Source organism: Microbispora rosea (assembly GCF_044460045.1).
GTDB classification, from domain to species: domain Bacteria; phylum Actinomycetota; class Actinomycetes; order Streptosporangiales; family Streptosporangiaceae; genus Microbispora; species Microbispora rosea.
In genome coordinates this window covers 180,483-193,320 of sequence record NZ_JBITJO010000002.1, presented here as the reverse complement: position 1 = coordinate 193,320, position 12,838 = coordinate 180,483, and the positions used below count along the sequence as shown (strand labels likewise).

Genomic DNA, 12,838 nt, shown 5'->3' with positions numbered 1-12,838 from the left:
CCTTCGTGACAAGATCCGGCGACACGACCCTCACGGCCCCCGGCGGCACCGTCCTGTCGGTCGTGATCGGCTCGCGCGCGTACGGGCTGGACACCGAGGAGTCGGACGTCGACAGGCGGGGCGTGTTCGTGACGCCCACCCCGATGTTCTGGCGGCTCGACAAGCCGCCCGATCACGTGGAGGGGCCGCTGCCCGAGCAGTTCTCGTGGGAGGTCGAGCGGTTCTGCGTGCTCGCGCTCGAGGGCAATCCGTCCGTGCTGGAGTGCCTGTGGTCGCCGCTGGTGGAGCTCGTCACCCCGGTGGGCGAGCGGCTGCTGGCGCTACGCCCCGCGTTCCTGTCCGCGAAGGCGGAGCGGGCGTTCGCGGGCTCGGCCGAACGGCAGTTCCGCCGTCTCGGGCCGCAGGACCCGCCCCGGCCGGGCGGCGACGGCAGGCGGTGGAAGATGGCCATGCACATGATCCGGCTGCTGCTGGGCGCCGTCCACCTGGCCGGGCACGGGGAGCCGCTCATCGAGGTGGGCGCCCACCGCGATCGGCTGCTCGCCGTACGGCGGGGGGAGACGCCCTGGCCCGAGGTGCTGGCGTGGCGTGCGCGGCTGCTCGCGGAGCTGGACGAGCGGGCCGGGCGCGCGCTGCCCGCACGGCCGGACCGGGCGGCCGTCGAGGAGTTCCTGACCGACGTGCGGAGGTGGGCTCTGTGACCGATCGAGGTGCGGGGGCCGGCTCGACGACCGTGATCGAAGGAGAGGCGCCATGACCGCCGTCCTGCCGTCCTGGCTGCCCGAGGTGGCCGCGGGTGAGCGGCACCCGCTCGCGTTCGCCACCGTGAGCGGCGCGCATCTCTACGGGTTCCCCTCCGTGGACTCGGACGTGGACCTGCGGGGCGTGCACGTGCTGCCGGTCGAGGAGGTCGTCGGCCTGCGTGCGGGTGAGGAGACCGTGACCCGCTCGTGGATCCGTGAGGGGGTGGAGGTCGACCTCGTGACCCACGACCTCGCCAAGTTCTGTCGGCTGCTGCTGAGCCGCAACGGCTATGTGCTGGAGCAGCTCCTGTCACCGCTGGTCGTGACCACCTCTGCGCTGCACGAGGAGATGCACGCCCTCGCGCGGGGCTGCCTGACCCGGCACCACGCCCACCACTACCTCGGCTTCGCGCGCACCCAGCGGCGGCTGTTCGACCGTACGAGGGAGCTGAAGCCGCTGCTCTACGCGTTCCGGGTGCTGCTGACGGGCGTTCACCTCATGCGTACGGGCGAACTCGTCGCCGACCTCACCCTGCTCCTCGCCGGCGGGCCGCCGTACCTGCCCGGCCTGGTGGAGGCCAAGCGGGCGGCCGAGCACGGCGGGCTGCCGGACGGCGCGCCCGGCGGGGAACGGCTCGCGGCCGACCTCGACGCGCTCACCGCCCGCCTGGAGGACGCCCGGGACGCCTCCGCGCTGCCGGACGCCCCCTCGGCCCACGACGCCCTGCACGACCTCGTCGTACGGACCCGGCTCGCCGGGCGTCCATCGGGGGACTGAACGGTGAAACAGGACGGGGACACGCGAACAACGCGGGGTGCCGCCCCACAGACGGGGGCTATCGCGGATAATGGGCCAACCGCCACCATCCCAGGAGAACGCTTTGACCACTCAGTTCGGCAAAGACAACCTCGACCTGGCCGCGAGCGCGGAGGCACTGGCCGACAGCGCGCCCACCGGATCTCTGCGCCACGCCGCCGCCAAGTCCGTCGCGATCACCTTCGCCACCACCCGTGACGCCGATCAGGCACGCAGCACCCTGAACGGCATCTCGCCCGCGGACGTCCGGAAGGCCGCGCTGGAGATCTTCGACGAGCTCTCCGCCCGGGCCGACTGACCGGGCCGACTGATCGGGTCGACTGATCGGGGCGACTGACCGGGCCGCCACCGCCGATCCCCGGCGGCGGCGCGGGGACGTCCCGTGGGATCGGCGCGCCGGCCCCCCGCACCGGCCTCGCCCCGCTACGGCCCGGGCGACCAGGCGATGACGGGCGGTCTGACGGCCGCGCACAGGGGACGCCCCTGCGCGTCGGTGAGCCCGAGCCGCCCGACCAGCGTGCCGGAGCCGATCGCCGCCGCGAGCAGATCCGGTTCGAGCCGGTCGAGCATGAGCTTGGCCCGGCGGAACACCGTGAAGCCGCCGGCCACGTCGAGCGTGCCCCAGCACAGGTAGACGAATCGGCCGCCCGGCCTGCCCTGGACGTACGGCCCGCGGATGTCCGCCGCGCCGCCGGCGGTGGTGGACACCGTGCAGTCGAGCGTCCACTGCGCCGTCGCGGCGTCACCGGGGTGAAGATCGATGATCTCGCCGGGGCGGTCCCGCCGCTGCACGCCCACGTGGATGCCGGAGTATCCCGGGAACCCGTCGCCGGGCGGGCAGGTGCGGCCGGGCAGATCGCCGGCCTCGATGCGGATGCGCATGCCGGCATCCTCACAGACGGTCCCGACAGAATCCGCCGGCCCCGCCGGACGCCGTCCTATCCGTGATCGTGCCCGGCTGTGTGAACGGAGGCCCCCGCCTTTCGGCAGCAGGTTACCGCGACGCGAAGAAGGCCGGTCCCGGGGTTCCGGGTCCGGCCTTCGGATGCTGCTTGGTGGTGGGCGATACTGGGATTGAACCAGTGACCTCTTCCGTGTCAGGGAAGCGCTCTCCCGCTGAGCTAATCGCCCTTGGACAAACCAAGAGGTGGAGACGGGATTTGAACCCGTGTACGCGGCTTTGCAGGCCGCTGCCTCGCCTCTCGGCCACTCCACCGTGACAAGCTGCACAGTGTCAAGCTCCGAGCGGAAGACGGGATTCGAACCCGCGACCCTCACCTTGGCAAGGTGATGCTCTACCACTGAGCCACTTCCGCGTTCCCCGGCTCTGTCCGGCCGGGCTCACGGGAAGACTTTATCCAATCTCCCGCCGACTCCCCAAATCAAAGGCGTTCCCCCTGCTCACGCCGCGAGTTCCGGCCGATGCTTCCACCCCCGTCGAACCGTCCCCGCGTTAGCGTCGAGGCATGTCCGTCACACATGACCGCACACACGCCACCCTCCCCGGCGCCGCCGGGAACGCCCCGGAGCCCGGCACGGCCGAGATCGGGGGGAGGGCCGGGGGCGCACCGAACACCGAGGTCGCGGGAGACGCCGACATCGCCCCCGTCGCGGCCCTGATCGCGGACGCCGCCCGCGCCGCCATGCTCACCGCGCTGCTCGACGGCAGGGCGCTGGCGGCGGGGGAGCTGGCCGCTATCGCGGGTGTGAGCGCCCCCACCGCGAGCTCCCATCTGGCCCGGCTCCTCGACGGCGGCCTGGTGACCGTGGTCAAGCAGGGGCGGCATCGCTACTACCGCCTCGCCGGCCCCGACGTCGCCCGCACCCTGGAGGTGCTGGCGCGGATCAGCGGGCGCGTCGCCGTACGGTCCCTGCGGCAGTCGCGGCAGGCCCGGCTGCTGCGGGAGGCCCGCAGCTGCTACGACCACCTGGCCGGCCGGGTGGGGGTCGAACTGTACGACTCGCTGGTGCGCGAGGGGCGTCTGGTCGAGGCCGACGGCGGCTGCCTGCTGACCGCGAGCGGAGCGGAGGCGCTGGCGGAGCTGGGCGTGGACGTGGAGCAGGTGCGCCGCGCCCGCCGCAGGTTCGCCCCCGACTGCCTCGACTGGCTGGAGCGCCGTCCGCACCTGGGCGGGGCGCTCGGCGCCGCGGTGCTGGACCGGCTCCTGGCGCGGGAGTGGCTGGTCCGGGGCACCGTGCCCCGCGCCCTGCGGCTGACCGGCGCGGGACGGGAGGGACTGGGCAGGATCTTTGGATGTAAGGACCTAACCTGAGATACGCTGGTTACCCGCCACGCGCGCAGGGCGCGAGCAGCATGACGTGAAAGAGTGGGACGATGCACGACAACGAGGTCGTGGGCGTCGGCCCTGGACCGCTCGCCTTCGACGACGTGGTCCGGGTCGCGAGGTACGGCGCACAGGTCCGCCTGACGGACGACGCGATCGCCGAGATGGCCGCCTCGCGGGGGCGGGTGGAGGAGCTCGCGGAGGCCGACACCCCGGCCTACGGCGTCTCCACCGGTTTCGGCGCCCTGGCCACCCGGCACATCGACCCTTCGTTGCGCGCCCAGCTCCAGCGCAGCCTCGTCCGCTCCCACGCGGCCGGCTCGGGGCCCGAGGTGGAGACCGAGGTCGTGCGGGCCATGATGCTGCTGCGCCTGCGCACGCTCGCCACCGGGCACACCGGCGTACGCCCGGCCACGGCCCGGGTGCTGGAATCCCTGCTGAACGCCCGGCTCACCCCGGTCGTCCACGAGTACGGCAGCCTCGGCTGCTCGGGCGACCTCGCCCCGCTCTCCCACGTCGCCCTGACGATCATGGGTGAGGGCGTCGTACGGGACGCCGAGGGGCGTCTGCGGCCCACCGCGGAGGCGCTCAAGGAATACGGCGTCGAGCCCGTCGAGCTGGCGGCCAAAGAAGGGCTCGCGCTGATCAACGGCACCGACGGCATGCTCGGCATGCTGGTGCTCGCGCTGCACGACCTGTCGCGGCTCCTCACGACCGCCGACGTCAGCGCCGCGATGAGCGTGGAGGCGCTGCTCGGCACCGACTACGTCTTCGCGGCCGACCTGCAGGCGCTGCGGCCCCATCCCGGTCAGGCCCTGGCGGCGGCCAACATGCGGACGCTGCTCGCCGGCTCGGGCGTGATGGCCTCCCACCGCGACGGCTCCTGCACCCGGGTCCAGGACGCCTACTCCCTGCGCTGCGCCCCCCAGGTCGCCGGCGCCGCCAGGGACACCCTCGCGCACGCGTCCGCCGTCGCGGCCCGCGAGATCGCCAGCGCCATCGACAATCCCGTCGTGCTCGCCGACGGCCGGGTGGAGTCCAACGGGAACTTCCACGGGGCCCCGGTGGCGTACGTCCTGGACTTCCTGGCCATCGCGGTGGCCGACCTCGCGTCGATCGCCGAGCGGCGCACCGACCGCATGCTGGACGTGGCGCGCAGCCACGGCCTCCCGGCGTTCCTCGCCGACGACCCGGGGGTGGACTCCGGGCACATGATCGCGCAGTACACCCAGGCGGCGATCGTGTCCGAGCTCAAGCGGCTGGCGGTGCCGGCCAGCGTGGACTCGATCCCGAGCTCCGCGATGCAGGAGGACCACGTCTCGATGGGCTGGTCGGCGGGCCGCAAGCTGCGCCGCGCTGTCGACGGCCTCACCCGTGTGCTCGCGATCGAGCTGCTGACCGCCGCCAGGGCGCTCGACCTGCGCAGGCCGCACGCGCCCGCGCCCGGAACGGGCGCGGTGGTCGAGGCGCTGCGCGAGCCGGTGGCGGGGCCGGGGCCCGACCGCTTCCTCGCACCGGAGATCGAGGCGGTCGTCCGCCTCGTCGAAAGCGGCGTCGTGGTCGCCGCCGCCGAGTCCGCCGTCGGCCCCCTGGGCTGAGACTCTGGGCTGAGACCCTGGGCGTGGACCCCTGAGCTGAGCTGGGACCCCCGGGCTGACACCTCAGAGGGCGGCGACCACCTCGACCTCGATCATCAGCCCCGGCTGGAACAGCTGTCGGCCGCCGGGGCGGAGGGCGGGTTGACCGCCCGCACCTCCTTCGCCGCGGGGGCTTCGGCCGCCCGGGACGCCGCGAACGGGACGACGGCGGTGAGGTCGCGCCCCGCCAGCCCGGCCGCGACCGCCTCCGCGAGCAGGTCGCGCGCGGCGGCGGTCACCGTCTGACGGCTCCCCGGCCCCTCGGTGGCCAGTCGCAGGTCCTTGGCGGCCAGGCCGAGGGCGTACCTCGTCTCGAACGGGCCCGACTCGGCCACCGGCCGCAGGCGCTCCGCGAGCCCGGCCAGCGGCGTCGCCCCGAGGACGTCCAGGAGCGCGGTGCGGCCGACTCCGAGGCCGTCCGCGTAGGCCAGCGTCTCCGCCAGCCCCACCTGGGCGGTCACCAGCGCGCTCATCACGGCGAGCTTGGTCGCGGCGCCCGACTCCGGCCCGCCCGCCTCGTGGATCGTCCCGAAGACGCGCAGCACGTCAGACACCCGGTCGAGGTCCTCGCGGCGGCCCCCGGCGAGCACGACCAGCGTTCCCTCGGCGGCCGGGCCCACGCTGCCGAGCACGGGGGCGTCGACCAGGCCCACGCCCTCGGGAAGCAGGCCCCGCAGGCTCCGCACCGCGCCGGGGCCGATCGTGGACATCTCCACCAGCACCGATCCCGGCCGTAGCCCCGGCAGCGCCGCCCGCACCACATCGGACACCGCGTCGGGATCGCTCAGCATCGTGATCACGATGTCCGCTCCGGCCGCGGCCTCCGCGGCGGAGGGGGCCGCCTCCGCGCCCGGCACGTCCCGTGGCGTACGGTTCCACACGGTCACCTGGTGACCGGCCGCGACGAGGCGGCCGGCCATCGGGATCCCCATACGCCCCAAACCAAGAAAAGCAATCATGTCTTGGACATTATTGGAGGCAAAAGCCGTTCCACCAGCGACTAGATTGCATGGCGTTCATCCCCCTCCCTCATGGATCGGAGCATGTTCGACACCGACGCGCTTGTGCTGCTCGACGTCGTGGCCCGTACGGGATCGTTCACGGCCGCCGCGATACAGCTCAACTACACCCAGTCAGCCGTGTCCCGGCGCATCGCGTCCCTGGAGGCCCAGGCGGGCGGCCCGCTGTTCGCGCGGCTGCCGCGGGGGGTGCGGCTGACGCCCGCGGGCCGGACGCTGCACCGCTACGCCCGCGAGGTGCTGGAGCGGCTCGGCCGGGCGGGGGAGGAGCTCGCCGCCATCCACCAGGGCAGCGGCGGGCGGCTGCGGGTCGGCGCGTTCGCCACGGCCAACGCCGTGCTGGTCCCCGCCGCCCTGCGCGAGCTGCGGGCCTCCCGCCCGGAAGTGGCGGTCAGCATGGTGGAGGGCCTGAGCACCGCGCTCATGGACGGCCTCGGCCGCGCGGAGATCGACATCGCGGTCGTGAGCGACTACCCCTCCGGGCTGGGGGCGGGTCCCGAGGTGGAGGTCACCCGCCTGATGGAGGACGAGTTGCTCGTCGCCCTCCCCGCCGACCACCCACTGGCCGGGAGCGAGCAGGTGGACCTGCGCGACCTGCGCGAGGAGAGCTGGATCGAGGGCGCCCCTCCCGGCACCGTGACCATGCTCGGCGCCGCCTGCGCCCGGGCCGGCTTCGCCCCCAGGGTCGACCTGCGGATCGGGGAGTGGACCGGCAAGCTCGGCTACGTGGCCGCCGGGCTCGGGGTGACGCTGGTGCCCGCCATGGCCGCGCCCGCCGTACGCGCGGACGTGGCGTTGCGGTCGCTTGGCGAGTTCGCGCCGCGCCGCACCGTGTACGCCGCCCTCCCGCGCACGGCTCCGCTCCCCGCCGCCCGCGCGCTGCTCGGCCTGCTGGCCCGCCGGGCCGTCTGATTGCGGCTCCGGGAGCCACCCGGCCGCCCGGGGACGCGAGAATGGACACGTGCACGACGCCTTCGCCCATATTGGGGGATACCTGGCCACCGGCCTGCGGGAGGTGACCACCGACCTGGCCGCCCTCGACGGCTCCGGCTGGTGGGCGGTGGTCGTGTCGTACGAGGGGAAGGTCGTCTGCGCGCGGTTCGACGACGTGCGGCGCGCTCCGCTGCCCGCGCCGCGCGGCCGGTGGCGGGGACCCGGCCGGGACGCCTGGGCCACGTCCCTCGACCGGGAGGGATACGAGCGGGGCGTCCGGCGGATCAGGGACTACATCGAGCGCGGGGAGGTCTACCAGGCCAACCTCTGCCGCGTCCTGTCCGCGCCGCTGCCCTCGCCGGACGTGGACCCCCTCGCCCTCGCCGCACGGCTGGCCGAGGGCAACCCCGCGCCGTACGCGGCCGTCGTGGACGTGCCGGGGCTGACGGTCGTGTCGGCCTCGCCGGAGCTGTACCTGTCCAGGCGCGGCGCGGTGGTCGAGTCCCGGCCGATCAAGGGCACCGGCGTGACGGCGGACGATCTCCTCGACAAGGACTACGCGGAGAACCTCATGATCGTCGACCTGGTTCGCAACGACCTCGGTCGCGTGGCGGAGGTAGGCTCTGTGACCGTGCCCTCGCTGTTCGCGGTCGAGGAGCACCCCGGGCTCGTGCACCTGGTGTCCACGGTGCGGGCGCGGCTGGACGGCGACGCCGGCTGGCCGGAGCTGTTCGCCGCCACCTTCCCTCCGGGTTCGGTGACCGGGGCGCCGAAGTCGTCGGCGCTGCGGATCATCAACGAGCTCGAACCGGAGCCCCGCGGGCCGTACTGTGGGGCCGTGGGCTGGGTCGACGCCGACCGGCGCGAGGGGGCGCTGGCGGTCGGCATCCGCACCTTCTGGATCGAGCACGACACGATCCGGTTCGGTACGGGAGCGGGCATCACCTGGGGGTCCGACCCCGGGAGGGAATGGCACGAGACCGAGCTCAAGGCCGCCCGGCTCATCGGCCTCGCCTCCGCGGGACGGGCCGGGGACGGGCCGCGACATCGGTAACGAACGGAGCAGGAGATGTCTGTACCCATCTGGGTGAACGGAGAGCTGTACGAGCCAGGCAAGGCCGTGGTCTCGGTGTACGACCACGGGCTCATGGTCGGCGACGGCGTGTTCGAGACGATCAAGGCGGTGAACGGGGAGTCCTTCGCGCTGACCCGCCACCTCGACCGGCTGGCGCTGTCGGCCAAGCGGATGGACCTGCCCGAGCCCGACGTCGCCGCGATCGCCGACGGTGTGCGCCGCTGCCTGGCGGCCGCGCCGAAGTGGCCGCTGGCCCGCATCAGGATCACCTACACCAGCGGCCCGGGCCCGCTCGGCTCCGACCGGGGGTCGGCCGGCACGAACGCCATCGTCATCGTGGGCGAGCAGGCGCCGTTCCCCGCCACGGCCGACGTCACCGTGGTGCCCTGGCCCCGCAACGAGCGCGGCGCGCTGGCCGGCGTCAAGAGCACCTCCTACGGCGACAACGCCAAGGCCCTGGCGTACGCCAAGGAGCGCGGCGGCGCCGAGGCGATCTTCGAGAACCTCGCCGGCAACCTGTGCGAGGGCACCGGGAGCAACATCTTCATCGTCACCGGCGGGCGCCTGATCACCCCGACGCTCTCCTCCGGCTGCCTGGCCGGCGTCACCCGCGCGCTCACTCTCGAGTGGTGCGGCGGCGAAGAGGTGGACGTGCCGATCTCGGCGCTGTACGAGGCCGAGGAGGCCTTCCTCACCTCCACCACCCGCGACATCCAGCCGATCAGGGCCGTGGACGGGAAGGTGCTGCCGCAGGCGCCCGGACCGATCACGCTGGAGGCCATGAAGGTCTTCGCCGAGCGTTCCGCGGCCGACCTCGACCCGTGATCCTTCAGTAGGAGCGCTGGCTCTGGGCGTTGAGCTCGTCACGGCGTACGGCCTTGGCGGGATCGGTGCGGGGATCGTCCAGACGCAGCACGTCGAGGCCCTTGGTGATGTCGCTGGAGTAGATGTAGCCGTTGTAGTAGTAGGCCGACCAGGAGCCGCCGAGATGGAGCTCCGGCGCCAGCGGCCCGCGCTCGAAGTAGGCGATCTCCTGCGGGTGGGCGGAGTCGGTGAAGTCCCAGACCGAGACTCCGCCCATGTACCAGCCCTGCACCATCACGTCGCGGCCCGGGACGGGTATCAGCGCGCCGTTGTGGGCCACGCAGTTCTCCTCGGCGCTCTGCGCTCGGGGGATCTTGAAGTAGCCCTGCCGGACGAGCCTGCGCTCCGGCGTCAGCGCGTAGATCGCGTCCGCGCCCTTGGTCGCGCTGATCGAGGGCAGGCAGGTGGCGGCCATCCCGCCGCCCAGCTCGTCGCTGAAGACGACCTTGGTGCCCTCGTTGTCGAACGTGGCCGAGTGCCAGATGGAGAAGTTCTTCTCGTCTCGCACGGTCTGCAGCAGCTTCGGACGCACCGGGTCGGAGATGTCCAGCAGGACGCCGTCGCCGAAGCACGCGCCCGCGGCCAGGTGCTTCTCCGGGTAGACGGTGATGTCGTGGCAGCCGCCGGTCTCCTCCTCGCCCGCCGGCCTGCCCGCGAACAGTTCGGGCTTGGCCACGACCCGTGCGCTCCCGGGATCGGCGACGGGGACCTCCACGATCGAGATGTTCTGGTGGGGCGGCGCGCAGTTCGTCGTGTCCGGCTCCGGGCCGGGGGAGGAGACGTACAGGTAGACCGTCCCCGCGTCCTTCCCCGGCACGACGGCGTGCGTGTGGGAGCCGCACTCGGTGCGTACGGACTTCAGGTAGCGCGGGTGGGTCTTGTCGGAGATGTCGAAGACGCGGATGCCCTCCCACTCTCCCGCCGCCGCCGGGTCGCCGGCCTGGCTCGCGCAGGTGTCGTCCGTACGGGGTTCGTCCACCGACAGGAACAGCAGGTCGCCGGAGACCGAGATGTCGTTCTGCCCGCCGGGGCACGCGACCCGGGCGACGGCCTTGGGGTGCTCGGGGTCGCCGATGTCGTGCACCGTGAAGCCCCCGTAGTTGCCCACGAACGCGTAGCGGCCCTGGAAGGCCATGTCGGTGCCCCAGTCGTCCGGGCCGTCGAACGGCGCCGCCAGGGGGACGTTGGCGACCAGCGTCATGTTGGGGCTGTGCCGGATCTCGTCCTGGCCCGGGATGCCGGTCGGAGCGGCCGCCGGGGACGGCGCGGGTTCGCCGGAGGCGCAGGCGGGGGCCAGGAGGAGGGCGGACGCCACCAGTGCGGCCTTCAGCCTCGGTCTGCTCACGTCGCCCCCATGTCCGCGGATCATCGCCCACTATGGAAGTTATGTCGAGCCCGCGGCCGGTGCGGACCGGATTGGTAACGGTTGCGCTGGCAGTTGCGCCGATGCTGGCCGCCTGCTCGTCCGGAGCCGCTCCGCCGGCGCACGCCGACGCCCCGGTGATCGTCCCCGGGGCCCCGGGGCAGTCCGGTTCCGCGCCTGCCCGCTCACTGGCGGAGGCGGGGCCCGTGGCGGCGGACGTACGGTTCGCCGAGGCGATGATCCCGCATCATCGGCAGGCACTGGAGATGGCGGGGCTGGCCGCGGCGCGGACCGGAGACCCGCTGGTGACGGCGGTGGCCGAACGCGTGCTGGACGGGCAGCGCCCGGAGATCGCCGTGATGGAGTCGTGGCTGCGGGGACTGGGCCGCATCCCGCCGCCCGCGCACGACCACGGCACGAATGACCGCGGGATGAGCGGCTACGGCATGGCGGATGAGGAGGAGCTCACCCGGCTGCGTACGGCGCGAGGGCGCGACTTCGACACGCTGTTCCTCACGCTGATGATCCGGCACCACGAGGGCGCGGTGGGCATGGCGGCACAGGAGCTGCGCCGGGGACGGGACCGGGCCATGCGGACCATGGCCCAGGACGTCGTCTCCGGCCAGCAGATCGAGATCGCCCGGATGCGAGGGATCCAGCGGAGGCTGGGCTAGCTGTTCTAGGAGCTCCAGAGCATGTTGGTGAGCTCCTCGTCCAGGTCCATGAAGTCGGTCTCACGACCGGCGGGGACGAGCTCGTAGGTCCGATGCAGGAACTCGGTGAGGGGGGCCAGGGGCACCTCGAACAGGGCCTGGCCGAAGGGCGAGGTGAGGCTGATGTTGAGCGTCCGCTCGCCGTCCGAGCGGGCCGGCCACACCTGGACGTCGCCTTCACCCACGCGTCGCACGATGCCCACGGTCAGCAGCTCGCGGGCGAAGATCCACTCGACCGGCTCGTCATTCCCCACATGGAAGGCCATCCGGATGGCGTACGGATCCTCAGCCGTGTAACTCAGGCCGGCGAGCAGGGGGACGGTCGTACGGTCGGGGACCACAAGCCGAAGGCCTAGCTCGGCAGAGACGGTGGTGCTGTTCATCGTCAGCCAAACCTTTTCGTCGTCGGGTCCCCTGTCAGGGGCTTTCACTGCGTCTTCACTGTGCGGTCGGGGCTCGCCGGGCGCTCGTGCTACGAGACGAACGAAGAGACCCGTAGGAAAGATTCCGCCTCCAGGCCCTTCTGTAACGCACATCACAGCTTGACATTCGGTCATCTACCAGCTCAAACATCACCAACAGGCTTGTCCTTACCTCTGCTTTGCGTGTCGGCGGGGCCGCGTCGGCAATGCCATTGCGGGCGAATGATCTCAGGTCGTGCGTATAGGTCGAGCATGGAGCATCACGATGCTATGACACCACACCCCCACGCCGGGGATGGTCTGGCGAACCTTTCGAAGGTGTTGACGAAGGCGGGACGATCGAGCCGACCGAGCCGCGCTTTCGCCATCACCCCCTCGAGTGCGGTATGGTTTTCCCCGTCGGCGCCGCGAGGCGCGGATGATCCCGGGCGATTAGCTCAGCGGGAGAGCGCTTCGTTCACACCGAAGAGGTCACTGGTTCGATCCCAGTATCGCCCACACAGCCCAGAGGCCATCCGCCACCACGCGGGTGGCCTCTTCTGATCTTCTCAGTGACTAACTGAGTGACTAGGCATCGAACGGGCCGGCGTCGTCGAGTAACTCCTGCGCAGGCTCTGATGAAACCGCTCCACCTTCCCGGTCGTGGTCGGCGAGCGCGGTTGGGTCAGCCGGTGGGTGATGCCGTTGCCGCGGCAGATCCGATCAACAGCACCTCACCGCCGTGTCCGAACCGCGCGTGAACTGCTTGCCGTTATCGAAGAGCACCTCACCCGGCGCCCCGAACGCGCAGGGCCTCGACGAAGGCCAGGCAGACCGCACGTCTGGTGGCCCTCAGCAACGCCTTAACGATCACGCAGTAGCGGGAGTGGTCATCGACGCCAGCCGCGCTCTACCGGAGTGAGCGTGCCGTCGAGGATGGCGTAGGCCGGCCGGGAAGCCCGACGCGGCCGGCCCCGCGAATGAGGGG

General features: G+C 72.3%; 13 protein-coding genes, 4 tRNA genes and 1 pseudogene. 10 read left to right on the top strand and 8 right to left on the bottom strand.

Annotation, left to right across the window (positions count from 1 at the left end):
• Positions 1-5: 5 nt before the first annotated feature.
• The 3 genes from ACIBK1_RS08360 to ACIBK1_RS08350 all read left to right on the top strand — a co-directional run bounded on the left by ACIBK1_RS08360 (position 6) and on the right by ACIBK1_RS08350 (position 1,858).
• The gene (locus tag ACIBK1_RS08360; RefSeq protein WP_076433467.1) at positions 6-701 is read left to right on the top strand and encodes a nucleotidyltransferase domain-containing protein; all 696 of its coding nucleotides are present in this window, start codon (positions 6-8) and stop codon (positions 699-701) included.
• 52 nt (positions 702-753) lie between these two features.
• The gene (locus ACIBK1_RS08355; RefSeq protein WP_030505094.1) at positions 754-1,521 is read left to right on the top strand and encodes a nucleotidyltransferase domain-containing protein; all 768 of its coding nucleotides are present in this window, start codon (positions 754-756) and stop codon (positions 1,519-1,521) included.
• A gap of 103 nt (positions 1,522-1,624) precedes the next feature.
• Positions 1,625-1,858 carry a hypothetical protein gene (locus ACIBK1_RS08350; protein WP_030505093.1) on the top strand — a complete coding sequence of 78 codons (234 nt, stop codon included), beginning with the start codon at positions 1,625-1,627 and terminating at the stop codon, positions 1,856-1,858.
• A gap of 125 nt (positions 1,859-1,983) precedes the next feature.
• Here the strand turns inward: ACIBK1_RS08350 and ACIBK1_RS08345 are convergent, their stop codons facing one another.
• The 4 genes from ACIBK1_RS08345 to ACIBK1_RS08330 form a co-directional block, all read right to left on the bottom strand.
• Positions 1,984-2,442, bottom strand: a complete 459-nt coding sequence (locus ACIBK1_RS08345) for a DUF5990 family protein (RefSeq protein ID WP_030505092.1) — start codon at positions 2,440-2,442, stop codon at positions 1,984-1,986.
• A 174-nt stretch (positions 2,443-2,616) separates the two neighbouring features.
• Positions 2,617-2,691: transfer RNA gene (locus ACIBK1_RS08340), tRNA-Val, on the bottom strand.
• A gap of 14 nt (positions 2,692-2,705) precedes the next feature.
• A tRNA-Cys gene (locus ACIBK1_RS08335) sits at positions 2,706-2,776 on the bottom strand.
• A gap of 28 nt (positions 2,777-2,804) precedes the next feature.
• Positions 2,805-2,876, bottom strand: a tRNA-Gly gene (locus tag ACIBK1_RS08330).
• 150 nt (positions 2,877-3,026) lie between these two features.
• Between ACIBK1_RS08330 and ACIBK1_RS08325 the strand changes: the two genes are divergently transcribed.
• Together ACIBK1_RS08325 and hutH are read left to right on the top strand one after the other, a co-directional pair.
• Positions 3,027-3,833, top strand: coding sequence for an ArsR/SmtB family transcription factor (locus ACIBK1_RS08325; RefSeq protein WP_396733437.1), 807 nt, complete (start codon positions 3,027-3,029; stop codon positions 3,831-3,833).
• 62 nt (positions 3,834-3,895) lie between these two features.
• A complete protein-coding gene (gene hutH, locus ACIBK1_RS08320; RefSeq protein ID WP_396733434.1) occupies positions 3,896-5,443 on the top strand; it encodes a histidine ammonia-lyase in 1,548 nt (515 codons plus the stop codon).
• Between the two features lie 95 nt (positions 5,444-5,538).
• Here the strand turns inward: hutH and ACIBK1_RS08315 are convergent, their stop codons facing one another.
• A complete protein-coding gene (locus tag ACIBK1_RS08315) occupies positions 5,539-6,441 on the bottom strand; it encodes an NAD(P)-dependent oxidoreductase (protein WP_396733431.1) in 903 nt (300 codons plus the stop codon).
• An 84-nt stretch (positions 6,442-6,525) separates the two neighbouring features.
• Between ACIBK1_RS08315 and ACIBK1_RS08310 the strand changes: the two genes are divergently transcribed.
• The 3 genes from ACIBK1_RS08310 to ACIBK1_RS08300 are packed head-to-tail and all read left to right on the top strand — an operon-like array spanning position 6,526 to position 9,334.
• Positions 6,526-7,413: a LysR family transcriptional regulator gene (locus ACIBK1_RS08310; protein WP_357316427.1), complete on the top strand. Its 888-nt coding sequence runs from the start codon at positions 6,526-6,528 to the stop codon at positions 7,411-7,413.
• A 49-nt stretch (positions 7,414-7,462) separates the two neighbouring features.
• On the top strand, positions 7,463-8,488 hold the full coding sequence (locus tag ACIBK1_RS08305; RefSeq protein WP_030505087.1) for a chorismate-binding protein: 1,026 nt from the start codon (positions 7,463-7,465) through the stop codon (positions 8,486-8,488).
• 15 nt (positions 8,489-8,503) lie between these two features.
• Positions 8,504-9,334 (top strand): aminotransferase class IV, encoded by an 831-nt coding sequence (locus ACIBK1_RS08300; RefSeq protein ID WP_030505086.1) that lies wholly within the window; start codon positions 8,504-8,506, stop codon positions 9,332-9,334.
• 4 nt (positions 9,335-9,338) lie between these two features.
• Here the strand turns inward: ACIBK1_RS08300 and ACIBK1_RS08295 are convergent, their stop codons facing one another.
• Positions 9,339-10,718 (bottom strand): LVIVD repeat-containing protein, encoded by a 1,380-nt coding sequence (locus ACIBK1_RS08295; RefSeq protein ID WP_396733427.1) that lies wholly within the window; start codon positions 10,716-10,718, stop codon positions 9,339-9,341.
• Between the two features lie 224 nt (positions 10,719-10,942).
• Between ACIBK1_RS08295 and ACIBK1_RS08290 the strand changes: the two genes are divergently transcribed.
• Positions 10,943-11,410, top strand: coding sequence for a DUF305 domain-containing protein (locus ACIBK1_RS08290; RefSeq protein ID WP_396733424.1), 468 nt, complete (start codon positions 10,943-10,945; stop codon positions 11,408-11,410).
• A gap of 5 nt (positions 11,411-11,415) precedes the next feature.
• On the opposite strand, the gene ACIBK1_RS08285 is transcribed toward ACIBK1_RS08290, so the two are convergent.
• Entirely contained in the window at positions 11,416-11,832 is a 417-nt protein-coding gene (locus tag ACIBK1_RS08285) for an SsgA family sporulation/cell division regulator (protein ID WP_030505083.1), read from the bottom strand.
• 465 nt (positions 11,833-12,297) lie between these two features.
• On the opposite strand from ACIBK1_RS08285, the gene ACIBK1_RS08280 reads away from it, so the two are divergent.
• Positions 12,298-12,369: transfer RNA gene (locus ACIBK1_RS08280), tRNA-Val, on the top strand.
• Positions 12,370-12,447: 78 nt separating this feature from the next.
• On the opposite strand, the pseudogene ACIBK1_RS08275 reads toward ACIBK1_RS08280, so the two are convergent.
• Positions 12,448-12,751, bottom strand: a pseudogene (locus tag ACIBK1_RS08275) (DDE-type integrase/transposase/recombinase); the annotation flags it as partial.
• Positions 12,752-12,838: the final 87 nt, after the last annotated feature.